At 27.1% G+C, this 16,996-nt stretch carries 14 protein-coding genes; 13 read left to right on the top strand and 1 reads right to left on the bottom strand.

From position 1 onward, the window contains the following. The first annotated feature begins 21 nt into the window (after positions 1–21). Positions 22–693 (top strand): orotate phosphoribosyltransferase, encoded by a 672-nt coding sequence (gene pyrE / locus TY07_RS09615; RefSeq protein WP_042398759.1) that lies wholly within the window; start codon positions 22–24, stop codon positions 691–693. 37 nt (positions 694–730) lie between these two features. Here the strand turns inward: pyrE and ilvA are convergent, their stop codons facing one another. Further along, positions 731–1,930 carry a threonine ammonia-lyase gene (ilvA, locus tag TY07_RS09610; protein ID WP_078061330.1) on the bottom strand — a complete coding sequence of 400 codons (1,200 nt, stop codon included), beginning with the start codon at positions 1,928–1,930 and terminating at the stop codon, positions 731–733. A gap of 203 nt (positions 1,931–2,133) precedes the next feature. Here ilvA and TY07_RS09605 point away from each other — a divergent pair, with 203 nt between their 5' ends. From TY07_RS09605 to miaA, 12 genes are all read left to right on the top strand, one after another. Next, a complete protein-coding gene (locus TY07_RS09605; RefSeq protein WP_042398753.1) occupies positions 2,134–2,874 on the top strand; it encodes a pseudouridine synthase in 741 nt (246 codons plus the stop codon). Between the two features lie 9 nt (positions 2,875–2,883). Further along, entirely contained in the window at positions 2,884–3,423 is a 540-nt protein-coding gene (gene mnmM / locus TY07_RS09600; RefSeq protein ID WP_042398749.1) for a tRNA 5-(aminomethyl)-2-thiouridylate-methyltransferase MnmM, read from the top strand. A gap of 124 nt (positions 3,424–3,547) precedes the next feature. Continuing rightward, the gene (locus tag TY07_RS09595) at positions 3,548–4,444 is read left to right on the top strand and encodes a MurR/RpiR family transcriptional regulator (RefSeq protein WP_042398747.1); all 897 of its coding nucleotides are present in this window, start codon (positions 3,548–3,550) and stop codon (positions 4,442–4,444) included. A 73-nt stretch (positions 4,445–4,517) separates the two neighbouring features. Beyond that, the gene (locus TY07_RS09590; RefSeq protein ID WP_042398745.1) at positions 4,518–5,732 is read left to right on the top strand and encodes a BaiN/RdsA family NAD(P)/FAD-dependent oxidoreductase; all 1,215 of its coding nucleotides are present in this window, start codon (positions 4,518–4,520) and stop codon (positions 5,730–5,732) included. A 155-nt stretch (positions 5,733–5,887) separates the two neighbouring features. Further along, positions 5,888–6,544, top strand: a complete 657-nt coding sequence (cmk, locus tag TY07_RS09585; protein WP_042398739.1) for a (d)CMP kinase — start codon at positions 5,888–5,890, stop codon at positions 6,542–6,544. Between the two features lie 34 nt (positions 6,545–6,578). After that, positions 6,579–7,424 carry a 4-hydroxy-3-methylbut-2-enyl diphosphate reductase gene (locus TY07_RS09580; protein WP_042398734.1) on the top strand — a complete coding sequence of 282 codons (846 nt, stop codon included), beginning with the start codon at positions 6,579–6,581 and terminating at the stop codon, positions 7,422–7,424. A gap of 2 nt (positions 7,425–7,426) precedes the next feature. Beyond that, on the top strand, positions 7,427–8,485 hold the full coding sequence (locus tag TY07_RS09575) for a S1 RNA-binding domain-containing protein (RefSeq protein WP_042398732.1): 1,059 nt from the start codon (positions 7,427–7,429) through the stop codon (positions 8,483–8,485). A 93-nt stretch (positions 8,486–8,578) separates the two neighbouring features. Beyond that, positions 8,579–9,514, top strand: a complete 936-nt coding sequence (locus TY07_RS17265) for a GNAT family N-acetyltransferase (RefSeq protein ID WP_052330671.1) — start codon at positions 8,579–8,581, stop codon at positions 9,512–9,514. 183 nt (positions 9,515–9,697) lie between these two features. Then, entirely contained in the window at positions 9,698–11,041 is a 1,344-nt protein-coding gene (miaB, locus tag TY07_RS09565; protein WP_042398802.1) for a tRNA (N6-isopentenyl adenosine(37)-C2)-methylthiotransferase MiaB, read from the top strand. Between the two features lie 237 nt (positions 11,042–11,278). After that, positions 11,279–14,005, top strand: a complete 2,727-nt coding sequence (gene mutS, locus TY07_RS09560) for a DNA mismatch repair protein MutS (protein WP_042398729.1) — start codon at positions 11,279–11,281, stop codon at positions 14,003–14,005. Positions 14,006–14,015: 10 nt separating this feature from the next. After that, on the top strand, positions 14,016–16,034 hold the full coding sequence (mutL, locus tag TY07_RS09555; protein WP_042398726.1) for a DNA mismatch repair endonuclease MutL: 2,019 nt from the start codon (positions 14,016–14,018) through the stop codon (positions 16,032–16,034). Between the two features lie 13 nt (positions 16,035–16,047). Continuing rightward, a complete protein-coding gene (gene miaA, locus TY07_RS09550) occupies positions 16,048–16,977 on the top strand; it encodes a tRNA (adenosine(37)-N6)-dimethylallyltransferase MiaA (RefSeq protein ID WP_042398723.1) in 930 nt (309 codons plus the stop codon). Positions 16,978–16,996: the final 19 nt, after the last annotated feature.

The raw sequence follows: 16,996 nt of genomic DNA, 5'->3' as shown, positions 1-16,996 counted from the left end.
ATATAAGAGGAGTTGTTTTCTATGCAAAAATATAAACAAGAATTTATAGAATTTATGGTTAAAAGTAATGTTTTAAGATTTGGGGAATTCGTTACAAAGAGTGGTCGTCAAACACCTTTCTTTATTAACACTGGAAATTATACAACTGGAGAACAACTTGAGAAACTAGGGGAGTTCTATGCTCAAACAATTAAAGAACGTATAGGTACAGAAGTTGATGTATTGTTCGGACCTGCTTATAAAGGAATTCCATTAACTGTTACAACAGCTATAGCTATGAATAAATTATATGGAACTAATGTAGAGTATTGCTCTAATAGAAAAGAAGTTAAAGATCACGGTGAAGGTGGTATTTTACTAGGAGCAAAATTAGATAATACAAAAAAAGTAGTTATAGTTGAAGATGTTATGACTGCAGGAACTTCAATTTATGAAACTGCACCAATATTAAAGGCTCAAGGCGATGTTGAAATATGTGGATTAGTTATTTCAGTAGATAGAATGGAAAAAGGAAAGGGAGAACAATCTGCTCAATCAGAAATCAAAGAAGCTTTCGGTATAACAACTTATCCAATAGTAACTATGGCAGAAGTAGTTGAATATTTATATAATAGAGAAATAGACGGAACTATATATATTGACGATACTATTAAAGAGGCTATAGCAGAATATTATAAAAAATACGGTGTTTAATAAAAAATAGGATAATGTAAAAACATTATCCTATTTTTTAATACATAACATTTATTTGATAATCATTTTGCTTAAAAGCACTTAAGATATTTTGTATATGTTCATGTCCATTAGTTTCAACTGTTACTTCTAATAATACATTATGAATTCTATTAATTGCTTTAAATTGATTATGTTCAAGTTTCACTACATTTGCATTTTCTTTAGCTAAAATCTCAGATATTTTTAGTAATTCACCTGGAACATTTTTAAGCTCAACAGAAAAACAAAGTAATCTACCCTTAGATACTAAGCCATTATTGATAAGTGATGATATAGTTAACATATCTATGTTACCTCCACTTATAATACAACATACCTTTTTATCTTGAACATTTAATTTATTAAGTGCTGCTAAAGTAACTACTCCTGAAGCTTCAGCTAATAATTTATGCTTTTCAGCTAACAAAAGAAATGCTTCAACTATTTCACTTTCAGAAACAGTAATAATCTCATCAACATAATCTTTTACTATTTCAAATGTTCGATTCCCAGGTGTCTTAACAGAAATACCATCTGCAAGTGTATTTACAGAATCTAATGTACAAATCTTATTGTTTTTTATACTTAATGCCATTGAAGGAGCTCCTTCGGCTTGGACCCCAATTATTTTAATATTTGGATTTAGTTCTTTTGCAGCAAGACTAAGTCCACTTATTAATCCACCTCCACCAATTGGAGCTATTAAATAATCAAAATCATTTATATCCTCAAAAATCTCTAAGGCAATTGTTCCTTGTCCATAAATTACGTCCATATCATCAAAAGGATGTATAAATACTCTTTTTTCCTCTTCTTCTAAAGACTTAGCTTTCATAAATGCATCATCGTAGCACTTTCCATGTAAAATAACATTTCCACCATAATTTTTAGTTGATTCTACTTTTAAGTATGGTGTAGTTTCAGGCATTACTATGGTTGCATTAACACCAGCTAATAAAGAAGCATATGTAACTCCTTGTGCATGATTTCCAGCAGAAGAACAAATAACACCTCTTGATTTTTCTACTTCATTTAATGATATTATTTTATTTAATGCACCTCTTAACTTATATGCACCAGTTAATTGTAAATTTTCACATTTCATATAAACATTATTTTTACACATTTCGCTAAAAATATTACTATATAATAATGGTGTTTTTACAACTGTATCCTTTATGTTTTCTCTTACATTTATAATTCTTTCTAAATGCATAATATCTAGCCCCTTTTCTTTCATAACTAATATTTATAAAAATAGTAATAATTATATATTATCATAAAATAATCCATTAATCGATTATTTTTACATAAAATATACTTTAGCTCAACTTTTCTTTATGTAATTAAAGATATAGTTGTATTAATTTAATATTAAATATATAATTACCTTGAATATTAAGAGACGGAGTGAAAATGATGGAAGAAAGATTACAAAAGTACATGGCTCAATGTGGTGTAGCTTCTAGAAGAAAATGTGAAGAAATAATCTTAGAAGGTAAAGTTAAGGTTAATGGAGTTGTGGTTAAGGAATTAGGTACAAAAATTGATCCAGAAAAAGATACTGTAGAGTTTAATGATAAAATTATAAAAATAGAAGAAAAAAAAGTATATATTATGCTTAATAAACCAGAAGGTTATATTACTTCTGCTAAAGATGAAAAAGGTCGTAAAACTGTATTAGATATAGTGAATGTAGATGAAAGAATTTACCCAATCGGGAGATTAGATTATGATAGTTCTGGTTTGCTTTTATTAACTAATGACGGAAGTATATACAATAATATAATTCATCCTAGAGTAGCTATAAAGAAAAAGTATATAGCTGAATGTAGAGGAAAATTTACTGAAAGTGATTTAAAGAAATTTAAATCCGGAATAGATATTGGAGGATATGTAACTGCAGAGGCTGAAATAGATGTAATTTCTGAAGAAAAATCTTTTAATTCAAGAAAGAATAGCAACGAAATTATATCTACTGTTGAAATATCAATACATGAAGGAAAGAACAGACAAATAAGAAAGATGTGTGCTTCTTTAAATCATGAAGTAATAAGCTTAAAAAGAGTTTCTATAGGAAATATAAAACTTGGATACTTAAAAAAAGGTCAATGGAGAAATTTAACTTCTGAAGAGTTAAATTATATAAAAAGTTTATAGGAGTTTTTTATGTTTAAATATGTATCTGATGTGAGTTTACTTTCTCACAATATTATTAAAGAGTATATTACAACTAAAGATATAGCTGTAGATGCTACATTAGGAAATGGTTATGATTGTGACTTTTTATCAAATAATTTTAAGAAAGTGTATGCTTTTGAAATTCAAAAGAGTGCTTGTGATAAATATGTTGATAAGAATAATAATGTAACAATTATAAATGAATCACATGCCAAAATCGATAGCTTTGTGAAAGAACAAATAAATTGTGTTTGCTATAATTTAGGATATCTTCCAGGTGGAGATAAAAACATAACTACACTTGCAAAATCAAGCTTAGAAAGTATAAAAAAATCATTAGATTTACTAACATCAAATGGTATTATATCAATAGCTATTTACAGGGGGCATAATGAAGGTAAAGATGAGGAAAATTGCATTATTAACTTTGCCAAGAATTTGCCTAAAAGCAAGTATGGTGTAATGATACATGAATGTATAAATAGATCTAGCACATCACCACTATTAATGATAATTGAGAAAAAATAATTATTATTTGAATTTCAATTTATTTTACTTGCATTTTTTTGTATTTCAGATTAATTATTTCATTGATTATATTAATAAAAAATGCTAAAATGATTGAAGTTAATTGAAATAGGAGAATGAAATAATGGAAAGAACTAACAACGATGAATCAAAGGATTTAATGAAATTAATTCAAATGAGATTTCCAAGGCTTAGTAAAGGGCAAAAGCTAATTGCTGAATACATATTAAAAAATTATGATAAAGCAGCATTTATGACTGCCGCAAAACTAGGTGTTTCAGTTGGAGTTTCAGAATCTACTGTAGTAAGATTTGCAATAGAATTAGGTTTTTCAGGATATCCTAAACTTCAAAAATCGCTTCAAGAGTTAATTAAAAATAAATTAACTACAGTACAAAGATTAGAATTATCTAGTGATTATATTACTGAAGGTCATGCTTTAAAAGGTGTATTAAAAGCTGACATGGAAAATATAAGAGCTACAATGGAAAAAATAGATTATAATACATTTGAAGATGTAGTAAATAATATTTTTGCAGCAAAAAGAATTTATATTATAGGATTAAGAAGTTCTATGGCATTAGCTGAATTTTTAGGGTTTTACTTAAATATTATCCTACAAAATGTAAAAACTGTTGGATATGGTATTTCCGATATTTTTGAACAAATGATTAATGTAGGTGAAGGCGATTTAGTTATAGGAATAGGGTTCCCACGTTATGCAAGCAGAACTATAGATGCATTAGCTTTTGCACAAGATAGAGGTGCAAGAGTAGTTGCAGTTACTGATAGCTTTTTATCTCCACTAGCAACTAGAGCAGATTATGCACTAATTGCACAAAGTAATATGGCATCTTTTGTTGATTCATTAGTTGCTCCATTATCAGTAATAAATGCATTAATAATTGCAGTGGGAATGAGAGAAAAAGATAATATTTCATCAACGTTTAACAGTCTTGAAGAAATATGGCAAGAATATAATGTTTATTCATACAATAATCGTAATGTTGGTGATGATTAAATTTCAATAAAAAGGAATTAACATTTGTTAATTCCTTTAGTTATTATAAACAAATAATATAGGAGGACTTTAAATGGCAAAAGTCATAGTTATAGGTGCTGGTCCTGCTGGAATAATGGCAGCAATTCACGCATCAAAAAAACATAATGTAATTCTTTTAGATGGTAATGATAGAATAGGTAAAAAGTTATTTATTACTGGAAAGGGAAGATGTAATGTTACAAATGCAAAGGATATAAGTGAATTTTTCGACTATATTCCAGGTAATCCTCATTTTTTATATAGTGCTTTATATTCATATACAAATGAAGATACTATAAATTTCTTTGAAAATGCAGGAATTAAATTAAAAACTGAACGTGGTGGTCGTATTTTCCCAATGTCAGATAAATCTTCTGACATAATTAAGGGACTTTCAATTGGCTTAAAAGAAGCTAATGTACAAGTTAAATTAAATTCAAAAGTAACTAATATCATTTATAATAATGATAAAATAACTGGAGTAGAGATAAATAATACCACAAAGTTAAATGGAGATCATTTCATATTAGCTACTGGTGGTGCTTCTTATCCACTAACAGGTTCTAGAGGTGAAGGGCAAAAGTTTGCTAAATCTCTTGGACATACAATTATAGATTTAAAACCTTCTTTAGTTCCAATTGAACTAAATGAGCCATGGCTTAAGGAGTTAATGGGATTATCTCTTAAAAATATATCTTTAAGTATTTTAAAAAATAATAAAGTAGTCTATAAAAATCAAGGTGAAATGATGTTTACTAATTACGGAATGTCAGGGCCATTAGTATTAAGTGGGTCAAGATATGTAAAAAATGATGGTAATTATGAAGTTTCGTTAGATTTAAAGCCAGCTTTAAATGAAAGTGAACTTGATAAGAGATTACAAAAGGATTTCTTAAAATATCAAAATAAAGAATTTAAAAATTCTTTAGATGATTTATTACCACAAAAAATGATTCCTTTAATTATTAAACTCTCAAATATACCTGAAAATAAGAAAGTCAATGTAATTACAAAAGAAGAAAGAAAGAATCTTGTTTACCTTCTTAAAAATCTTAAAGCTAAAATTAAAGGCCTTCGCCCTATAGAAGAAGCAATAGTGACTGCCGGTGGTGTAAATACATTAGAAATTGATCCATCAACGATGAAGTCAAAAATAATATCAAATTTATCATTTGCAGGTGAAGTTATTGACGTTGATGCCTTTACTGGAGGATATAATGTGCAAATCGCATTATCAACAGGATATATAGCAGGAAGTAGCATTTAAGCTAGATTTTAAATCTTTAACTTATTAAATTAAACTTACTTAAAATTCCAATTAAGTGAGTCTAATTTCCTTTATTATTGAGAAATTTTATTTTTAATATTATAATGTACTAGTACATAAGATAGATGTAAATGTTTGAAAGGTGGATAATTATTATGAGAATATCTGTAGCGATAGATGGACCAGCAGGAGCGGGGAAAAGTACAATTGCAAAATTAGTAGGTAAAAAATTCGATTTAATGTATATAAATACAGGTGCAATGTATAGAGCTGTGGCTTTATTAGCTAAAAGAAACAATATTAAAACAACTGACGTTGATGCGTTAATGAATATGATTGATAAAATGGAGATGCATTTTGAAAATGACGATTTAATATTAGATGGCGTTAATATTCAAGATGAAATTACACTTCCAGAAATAAGTGAAATTGTTTCTGAATATGCTTCTATTCCTGAAGTAAGAGCTAAGCTTGTAAACTTACAAAGAAAGATGTCTGAAAAATATGATGTAATTATGGATGGTAGAGATATTGGTACTGTAGTACTTAAAAACTCAAAATTCAAATTTTTCTTAACTGCAACACCAGAAGAAAGAGCTAGAAGAAGATTTATAGAATTAGTTAATAGAGGTTTAGACGTTAGTTATGACAAGCTACTAGAAGATATCATCAAAAGAGACTATATTGATAGTAATAGAGAAGTAGACCCTTTAAGAAAAGCTGATGATGCAATAGAAATTGATAGTTCAAACTATAATATTAATGAAGTAACTGAAATAATTTGTAATTTTATAGAAAATGCCTTACAATAGATAAGAAGAATATTTTAAACATAGGAGAAATATTATGAAAGTATTATTAGCTGAAAATGCTGGTTTTTGCTTTGGAGTTAAGCTTGCTGTAGATGAAGCAATCAAAACTCAAAATAAGTATAATAAAAAAATATATACATTAGGTCCGTTAATTCACAATAGTGATGTAGTTAATTATTTAGAAGAAAATAATATATATGCTATAGATATTACCGATGTTGATACACTAAATGAAGGAGATGTTATTTTAATAAGATCTCATGGTGTATCAAAAAAAGTTTTTGATTATTTAACTGATAAAGGACTTATTGTTATTAATGCAACATGTCCTTTCGTAACTAATATTCAAAAGAAAGTAAATAAATTTTCAAATGAAGGTTACAAAATTGTTATTTTAGGAGATGAAAATCATCCAGAAGTAATAGGAATTAATGGCTGGTGTAATGATTCTGCTATCATTACAAAAGATGGTAGTTTTAATGAAAAATTATCTGGAAAAGTATGTGTTGTATCTCAAACTACCGAAAAAGAAGAAAATTGGGATAAAACTATTAATAACCTATCAATAAATACTTATGATGATTTAAAATCATTTAATACTATTTGTGCAGCAACAGAAGAAAGACAAAAAAGTGTTTATGAATTATCAAAAAAAGTTGATTTTATGGTTGTAGTAGGTGGAAAACATAGCTCAAACACAACAAAGTTATATGAAATAGCTAAGAAAAATTGTGAAAATACTATTCACATTGAAAATGCTAAAGAAATCTCAAAAGATATTTTAAAAGATAAAGATATAAAAACTATAGGGGTAACAGCTGGAGCATCAACTCCAGATTGGATTATAAAAGAAGTAATCAATATTATGGAGGGATTTTAAAAATGGAAGAACAATTAATTTTAATGAATGAAATGGATAGAAGATTTCGTATAGGTGATGAAGTTGAAGGTGAAATACTTTCAATTAAAGATAGTCAATTACAAATATCTTTAGTAGGATATAAATCTGATGGTGTTATTCCTTTTAAAGAATTAGCATCTGAGGACAGAATAAATTCAGTTTTAGAAAACTTAAAAGTAGGCGACAAAATTAAAGCCAAAGTTATAAAATTAAAAAATGAAGATAATTACGTTGTATTATCAAGATTAGAATATGAAAAGGAATCTACTTTAGAAAAGCTTGAAGAGCTATTCAATACAAAAGCTGAATTTGAAGTTGTTATAAAAGATGCTAAAGAAAAAGGCTTAGTTGCTTATTATAATGTTGTTAGAATATTTATACCAGCTTCACAAATAGATATTAAATATGTTGAAGATAAAGAAAGCTTAGTTGGAAAAACATTAAATGTAAGATTAATAGACTTTTCAAGAGATAATCTTTCAAAGATTGTAGCTTCAAGAAAAGTAATTTTAGAAGAAGCTAAAGCAGAAAAAGAAGCTGCAGCATGGGAATCATTACATGAAGGAGATATAGTAAAAGCAGAAATTAAGAGATTTACAAAATTTGGTGCTTTTGCTGAAATCAACGGAATTGACGGATTAATTCACTTATCACAAATTTCTTGGAAACATATTAACTCATGTGAAGAAGTATTAAAAATTGGTGAAATTGTTGATGTTAAAATACTAAGCTTAGATAAGGCTGAAAAGAAATTATCATTAAGTATAAAAGCTTTAACTCCAGAACCATGGAGCGTAGTAGATGAAAAATATGCTGTAAATTCAGCTGTTTTAGGAAAAGTTGTAAGAATCAATGATTTTGGTGCATTTGTAGAATTAGAACCAGGTATTGATGGATTAGTTCATATATCAAAAATAAGTCATGACCATATTAAACATCCATCTGAAGTATTAAGCATTAACGAAGAAGTAAAATGCATAATATTAAGTATTGATAAAGAAAACAAAAGAATTGCTTTAAGCATTAAAGATGCACAATAATTTTAGCAATATAAAGAAAGATTACACATATATATAAGTGTAATCTTTTTATCTATAAGGGGATTATTAGAAAGTTAAGTTTAGGGGTTATGTATGGTATTATTAGAAAGGTTATCCAGTAATAATTTTGAGAATTTTAAAAACTTAAATTTAGAGAGATTTAGTAAAGAAAATTATGATAAAAACTTTTTTGAATACTATGAAAACGAAAAATTTTTTCTAAAAATTTTTTTAAAGAAATTTGTTAAGCTATTTATTTATAGAAAAGAAGTTATAGGTTATATATGGTATGAAATTCCAGTGGAAATGCCAGTGAGAGTTTGGTCTTTATATATTAAACCTGAATATATTGATTTGTTAAGTCCAGAAATTTTAAAAAGCTTTAACAATACTATTCTCTCTTATGAAACATGTAATGATGAAGATACTAATAGAATGCTTATAAATTTAGGATTTAAAAAAGTTAAACCCTCTTTATTAATGAATATTGAATTAAGTAATTATAATAAAGCAGCTCAAGTTGCTCTTTTAAAAAATAGCTTAGAACATAATTCTAATGTAATTAACTCTTTAAATAACTTATATAATGGGAATATAAGAAACATTAATATTACTACTGAAAAAGTACTATTAGATAGAGATGAAGAGTTAAGATGTAAAATTCAAAATTCAGTTTTTTCAGCTACAACAAGGATTCCTCTAGAAGTAGAGGATATACAAAATGACATTGAACAAGATTATTATATGGAAGACTTATCTTTGTTTATAAAATTAAATAATATTGCAATAGGTTATGGCCAAATAATATTTAATCGTGATATGTATACTGTAGTTAATTTTGGAATACTTAAAGAATTTAGAGGATATGGATTTGGTAAAATACTATTAAATGAATTGATTAATGCCGCAAAAAAAATGCAAATTAATGAATTGTTTATTAGAGTAGAAGAAAATAATTATAGTGCCCTAAAATTGTATAATTGGATAGGATTTAAATCTAAATCTATTATTAATAAGTGGGAAAGATAGATAAAATTATATGATTTTAATTATTTTTTTTAATTATGAGTAAAAGAGTATAAGCTATTAAAGCTTTTACTCTTTATTTTTTACAAAATTTTATGTTATAATACATTGAGATTTGATTTTACATAAATAACAATGGAGGAATTAGTAATGGCTAAAGAATTTGATTATAAATTATTAGATAATATGAAAGAAACTGATACTAAAGAAATGAAACACTATTATATTCATACATATGGTTGTCAAATGAATGAAGAGGATTCTGAAAAACTTTCTGGAATGCTTAAAAGATTAGGCTATACTAGAACTGAAGATAAAAATGAAGCAAGTATAATTTTATTTAACACTTGTTGTGTAAGAGAAAATGCTGAAAATAAGGTATTTGGTAACTTAGGTCAATTAAAAAAATTAAAAGAAAAAAATCCTGATTTAATAATTGGTATTTGTGGTTGTATGATGCAACAAGAAGGAATGGCTGATAAAATATTAAGTCAATTCCCTTATGTTAATATAATATTTGGTACACATAATGCTTATAAGTTCCCAGAGTATTTAAATAGAGTTAGAACTGAAGGTGTTCAAATAAAAGAAATATTCAATAAGGAAGAAGAAATTGTTGAAGGATTACCAATTGATAGACAAAGTGATGTTAAAGCATTTGTAACTATTATGTACGGATGCAACAACTTCTGTACTTATTGTATAGTTCCTTATGTTAGAGGAAGAGAAAGATCTAGAAAACCTGAAGATATAATTAAAGAAATAAATGGACTTGTATCTCAAGGATATAAAGAAATAACTTTATTAGGTCAAAATGTTAACTCTTATGGTAAAGGTCTAGAAGAGGAAGTATCATTTGCAGATCTTTTAAGAATGATTAATGAAATAGAAGGATTAGAAAGATTAAGATTTATGACTTCTCATCCAAAAGACTTAAATGATGATGTTATTATGGCTGTTAAAGAATGTGGAAAGCTATGTGAACAAATTCATTTACCAGTTCAAAGTGGTTCTGATAGAATCTTAAAGAAAATGAATAGACATTATACTAGAGAATACTATATGTCTTTAGTTAATAAAATCAAGAAGGAAATCCCAGATGTTTCATTAACAACTGATATAATTGTTGGATTCCCTGGTGAAACTGAGGAAGACTTCTTAGATACTTTAGAATTAGTAAAAGAAGTTCAATATGATTCAGCATTTACTTTCATATATTCAAGAAGAAATAATACACCAGCTGATATGATGTTAGATCAAGTTTCTGAAGAAGATAAACATCATAGATTTAATAGATTAGTTGAAGCAGTTAATGCTGGAGTTATAGCTAAAAACAAAGCTTATGATGGTAAGATTGTTGAAGTATTAGTAGAAGGTACTAGTAAAAATGATGAAAGTAAACTTTCTGGAAGAACTAGAAACGGAAGATTAGTTAACTTTACTGGAGATAATGTAAAAGTTGGTGATATAGTAAATGTTAAAGTTACTAAAGCACAAAACTTCTCATTAGTTGGTGAAGTAGTAAAATAAGTACAATAAGGATAGCTCTTAATACTAGAGTTATCCTTATTTTAACGTCTATAGAATTATAAATATAATATAGGAAGTAAAAGTTAAGAAAAGCTGTGGTTTTAATCAAAATCTCTTAAATCTTAATTATTTTATCTTACCTATACTCTTACTTTATAATATTAAAAATATGTTGTATAATACATGATAAACAGCTAAAAAATAGGCTTTATAATATAATTAATGGAGGTAACTATCATGGCATTGACACCGATGATGAGGCAATACATGGAAATAAAGGATAAATATCAGGATTGTATCCTTTTTTATAGATTAGGTGATTTTTATGAAATGTTCTTTGAAGATGCAAAAACAGCTTCAAGAGAGTTAGAATTAGTTTTAACAGGAAGAGAATGTGGCTTAGAAGAAAGAGCCCCAATGTGTGGAATCCCATTTCATGCTGCAGCTAACTATATTTCAAGATTAGTAGGCAAGGGATTTAAAGTAGCAATATGTGAACAAGTTGAAGATCCTGCTGTAGCAAAAGGAATAGTAAAAAGAGATGTAATTAAAGTAATAACTCCAGGAACATACTCAGAAAATAATGGTGAAGAGGAATATAAAAACACTTATATTATGGCTATTTATAATTCAGATGGATATTATGGAATAGCCTCTTCAGATATATCTACAGGTGAATTTAAAACAACATTCTTTAAAGAATTAAAAACAACACTTTTAGATGAGGTATCAAAAATATCACCAAAAGAAGTACTTGTTGATGTAAACTTTAATGAAGAACTTTTAAATGAAATACATAATATTTCAAATGCATTAATTACTAAAAAGAATGTTATGAATTTTAATTGTACTGATGAGGAGCTTATAAATCAATTTAGTGAAGTTGAAGTAGCTGGGTTAGATTTAAGAAGTAAAATTGCCTCTTCAATATTATTAAAATACATATTAGATACTCAAAAGATGAGCCTTTCTAATATAAATGTTTTAGAATCATATGACATAGTAAATTATATGACTATAGATAGTAGTTCTAGAAGAAACCTTGAATTAACTGAAAACTTAAAGGAAAAATCAAAAAAAGGCAGTTTAATTTGGGTATTAGATAAAACATCTACTACTATGGGTGGAAGAACACTTAGAAAATGGATTGAAGAGCCTTTAATTAATAAGGAAGAAATAAATAAACGTCTAGATTCTGTAGATGAATTATTTAATAATATTTATTTCACAGAAGAATTAAGAGAGTCATTAAAAAACATTTATGATATAGAAAGAATTGTAGGTAAAATATCTAATAAAAATGTAAATGCTAAAGATTTAGTTTCTTTAAATATGTCTTTAATGAAATTGCCTGAAATAAAAGAAAAACTATCAGTGTGTAAAGCTGATTTATTATCTGATTGGTATAACAATTTAGATGTATTAGATGACATTAGAACGCTTCTTTCAAAAGCTTTATTAGATGATCCTTCAACTTCTGTTAAAGAAGGAAATATTATAAGGGAAGGATATTCAAGCAAGGTAGATGAGCTAAGAGAGGCTAAATTAAACGGAAAGCAATGGATAGCTTCATTAGAAAGTAAAGAAAGAGAATTTACAGGTATTAAGTCACTTAAAATTGGTTATAATAAAGTATTTGGATATTATATTGAAATATCTAAAGCAAACTATAATTTAATTCCTGAAGGAAGATATATAAGAAAGCAAACACTAGCAAATGCAGAACGTTATATCACTGAAGAATTAAAGGTAGTAGAAGAAAAGATTTTAGGTGCTGATGAACATCTTATGGCTCTTGAATATGAATTATTTGTAGAGCTTAGAGATAAAGTTGAAGCTCAAATTCCAAGATTAAAATGCAGTGCAAATATAATATCATCATTAGATGCCCTTTCTACATTAGCTAAGGTGGCTGTAGACAATGATTATGTACGCCCTGAAATTAATACTAATGGAGATTTAGATATAACTGATGGACGACATCCAGTTGTAGAAAAGGTAATAGGTAATGGTGAGTTTGTATCTAATAATACTAAAATTAATACTACAGATAATAGACTATTATTAATTACAGGTCCTAATATGGCAGGTAAATCTACTTATATGAGACAGGTAGCTTTAATTACATTAATGGCTCAAATAGGTTCATTTGTTCCTGCTAAAAGTGCTAATATATCAGTTTGTGATAAAATCTTTACAAGAATTGGTGCTTCAGATGATTTAGCAGGTGGAAAGTCTACATTTATGGTTGAAATGTGGGAAGTATCAAACATATTAAAAAATGCTACACCAAATAGCTTAGTCTTATTAGATGAAGTAGGAAGAGGTACTTCAACTTATGATGGATTAAGTATTGCTTGGTCAGTAATAGAATATATATCTAATAATAGTGATTTAAAATGTAAAACTTTATTTGCTACACATTATCATGAATTAACTAAATTAGAAGGAATAATAGAAGGTGTTAAAAACTATTCTGTTGCAGTAAAAGAAAGTGATGATCAAGTTATATTCTTAAGAAAAATTGTTGAAGGTGGCGCTGACCAATCTTATGGTATTGAAGTAGCAAAACTTGCAGGATTACCTATAGAGGTAATAGATAGGGCTAAGCATATTTTATGTAAATTAGAAAATGAAAAATCAATAGAAATTGATAAGTTATTTAATAACTATAAAGAAAGTAACGATAATAACATTAAAGTTAAAGAAGAAGCTGCTGTTGAAAAAGAGGATGTTGAAGTTATAGAAGATAAAAAAGTTACAGAAATACCTTCTATAAATAAAACTGAAAAAGAACCAATAGTAGTAAAAGAAAACACTGAAATGATGCAAATTGATTTTAATATGATTGGTAAAGAAAGCTTATTAAATGAAATTGCTGATATAGAAGTAATGACGATGACACCATTAGATGCAATGAATACTTTATTTAAAATTGTTCAAGATGCAAAAAAACTAAAATAGGAGGTGCTCTATGAAAAGAATAAATATATTAGATGAACATACATCTAATAAGATAGCTGCAGGGGAAGTTGTAGAGCGCCCTTCCTCTGTAGTAAAGGAACTTGTTGAAAATTCAATTGATGCTAATTCTAAAAATATTACTGTAGAAATTGAAGATGGTGGAATATCAACAATTAGAGTAATAGATGATGGGGTAGGTGTACATAACCTTGATATAGAAAAAGCATTTATGCCTCATGCGACTTCTAAAATAAAAAATGTTGAAGATATTTACTCCATTAATACTTTAGGTTTTAGAGGGGAAGCACTTCCATCAATTGCTTCTGTTTCAAAATTAACATTTAGAAGTAAACCAGCAGAATGTGATTTTGGAAAAGAATTAGTTTTAGAAGCTGGCGAAAAAGTTTCTTTAAATGATTTTGGTATGAATAATGGATCTTATATGGAAGTAAAAGATTTATTTTATAATGTTCCTGCAAGAAGAAAATTCTTAAAATCTACTTCTAGAGAAGGAAGTTTAATTAATGATATTATTTTAAGAGTTGCATTAAGTAATCCAAATATCTCCTTTAAATTATTTAATAATGGTAAAAAAACTCTTCATACTTATGGAGATGGAAATTTATTAAATGCTATTAGAACAATATACGGTAAAAACATCTCTGAGCATGTATTACCTTTTAATTACGAAGATGATTATTTAAAAGTACATGGATATATAGGTAAAGAAATAATTGCTAGAGGTTCAAGAAATAATGAAAGTATCTTTGTAAACAATAGATATATAAAAAATAAAACTATTGTTGCTGCAGTAGAAAATGCATTTAAATCATTTTCAACAGTGAATAAATTTCCTTTCTTTGTTTTATTTATAGAATTAAATCCTGAGGATATTGACGTTAATATACATCCAACAAAAGCTGAAATTAAATTTAAAGATGAGAGAGTTATATATAAGAGAGTATTTGATTCTGTTCATTCTGCTTTAAGAGAAGATATTTTTAATTCCTTTGCTGAAAAAGAAGATAAAGAACCAGTAGAAGAAATTGAGGAAATTAAGTTAGATTTAGATACACCCCTTCCTTTAACACAATCTATAGCTACATCAACTTTTGAAACAAGTGAATCATTAATACAAAACAACAAAGTTGAACCATCTATTAATGATATATACAATAATATTACTATTCATGATGTTGCAAAAGAAGAGGATTTATATAATAGATTAAAGGAAATAAATAAAAACAAACTTCAAAATCTTAATAACAATTCAGTAAATGATAATGTATCAATTTACACTTCACCTAATAACACTAATTACATTGAAAAAAATGAAAGTGTTAATTTAGATTACACTAATAAATCTAATTCATCTCCTACTATGAACAATAATGTAATTAACGAAAGTAAAGAGATTGAAGGTAGTTTATCACAAGTAAAAAAGGCAAAGTTTCCAGACTTAAGAATAATAGGGCAATTTAATAAAACTTATATTTTAGCAGAATACTCAGATACACTTTATATAATTGATCAGCATGCAGCACATGAAAAAATACTATATGAAAAATATGTTAATGATATAGAAAATGGTGAAATAGTAGTTCAACAACTTCTTATTCCTTGTCTTATAGATTTATCTTTAGATGATTATGAGTGTTATAAGGAAAACAAAGAAATTTTCATTAATTCAGGCTTTGTTATAGAAGAGTTTGGAGGAAATACAATTTCATTAAAGGAAGTACCATACTTCTTAGGAAAATTAGATTCAAGAAACTTTTTATTAAGTATAATCGATAATTTAAAGAATTTAGGAAGTGGAAAAACTGTAGAGGTAAAACTAAATAAAATTGCAACAATGGCATGTAAAGCAGCTGTAAAGGCTAATGATTACCTTACACAAATGGAAATGGAAAAATTAATTTCTGATTTAAGATATATTGATAATCCATTTAATTGTCCACATGGAAGACCTATTATCATAAAATTTACTGAATATGAATTAGATAAAAAGTTTAGACGAATAGTATAGGAAGGTTAAAAAAATGAATAATAAAATACTTGTATTAGCTGGCCCTACAGCAGTAGGAAAAACGGCTTTATCGATAGAATTAGCTAAGAAGTTAAATGGCGAAATAATATCTACTGATTCTATGCAAATATATAAATACATGGATATCGGTTCAGCTAAAATTACTACTGAAGAAATGGATGGAATAAAACATCATATGATAGATGTTACTACACCAGATAAACCATTTTCCGTAGTAGACTTTAAAAATATGGCACAACCTATTATTGATGATTTACTATCAAAGGATAAACTTCCTATTTTAACTGGAGGAACAGGCCTTTATATAAATGCATTAACATGTAATATGAATTTTACTGATGCAACTAATGATGAAGCTTATAGATTAGAATTAGAAGAACTTGCAAAAGAACACGGTGATATTTATATTCATAATATGCTTAAAGATATAGACCCAGTAAGTTATGAATCAATACATCCAAACAATAGAAAAAGGGTTATAAGAGCTCTTGAAGTTTATAAGGTAACTAATAAACCATTTAGTTCTTTTAATGCAGGAGAGGACTTCTACAAAAGTAAATATGACGTACATTACTATGTATTAAATATGGATAGAGAAAAACTTTATCAAAGAATTAATAAGCGTGTAGATATTATGTTTGAAAAAGGTCTTTTAAATGAATGTATTAAATTAAAAGAAAATGGGTATAATTCTCTTATGCAGGCAATGCAGGGTATAGGATATAAAGAAGTTTTAATGTATCTTGAAAATTCTATATCATTAGAAGAGGCTACAGAAATGATTAAACAAGGATCAAGAAATTATGCTAAACGTCAATTAACATGGTTTAGAAAAGATCCAAGAGCTATTTTCTTAAATAAAGATGAATTATCTGATGAAGAGATAATTAATATAATAACAAATGATATAAAATCTAATTAGTTATTAGCCATGGAGGTGG

It is taken from the genome of Clostridium saudiense, assembly GCF_000577815.1.
GTDB lineage: Bacteria > Bacillota > Clostridia > Clostridiales > Clostridiaceae > Clostridium > Clostridium saudiense.
This window is presented reverse-complemented; position numbering and strand designations above follow the sequence as displayed.

Coding starts and splice junctions, on each gene's coding strand:
- TY07_RS17265 (WP_052330671.1), top strand. CDS start 8,579: ATGGTATTATTAGAAAGGTTATCCAGTAATAATTTTGAGAATTTTAAA.
- TY07_RS09575 (WP_042398732.1), top strand. CDS start 7,427: ATGGAAGAACAATTAATTTTAATGAATGAAATGGATAGAAGATTTCGT.
- TY07_RS09595 (WP_042398747.1), top strand. CDS start 3,548: ATGGAAAGAACTAACAACGATGAATCAAAGGATTTAATGAAATTAATT.
- TY07_RS09590 (WP_042398745.1), top strand. CDS start 4,518: ATGGCAAAAGTCATAGTTATAGGTGCTGGTCCTGCTGGAATAATGGCA.
- mutS (WP_042398729.1), top strand. CDS start 11,279: ATGGCATTGACACCGATGATGAGGCAATACATGGAAATAAAGGATAAA.
- miaA (WP_042398723.1), top strand. CDS start 16,048: ATGAATAATAAAATACTTGTATTAGCTGGCCCTACAGCAGTAGGAAAA.
- miaB (WP_042398802.1), top strand. CDS start 9,698: ATGAAAGAAACTGATACTAAAGAAATGAAACACTATTATATTCATACA.
- cmk (WP_042398739.1), top strand. CDS start 5,888: ATGAGAATATCTGTAGCGATAGATGGACCAGCAGGAGCGGGGAAAAGT.
- mnmM (WP_042398749.1), top strand. CDS start 2,884: ATGTTTAAATATGTATCTGATGTGAGTTTACTTTCTCACAATATTATT.
- pyrE (WP_042398759.1), top strand. CDS start 22: ATGCAAAAATATAAACAAGAATTTATAGAATTTATGGTTAAAAGTAAT.
- TY07_RS09580 (WP_042398734.1), top strand. CDS start 6,579: ATGAAAGTATTATTAGCTGAAAATGCTGGTTTTTGCTTTGGAGTTAAG.
- TY07_RS09605 (WP_042398753.1), top strand. CDS start 2,134: ATGGAAGAAAGATTACAAAAGTACATGGCTCAATGTGGTGTAGCTTCT.
- ilvA (WP_078061330.1), bottom strand. CDS start 1,930: ATGCATTTAGAAAGAATTATAAATGTAAGAGAAAACATAAAGGATACA.
- mutL (WP_042398726.1), top strand. CDS start 14,016: ATGAAAAGAATAAATATATTAGATGAACATACATCTAATAAGATAGCT.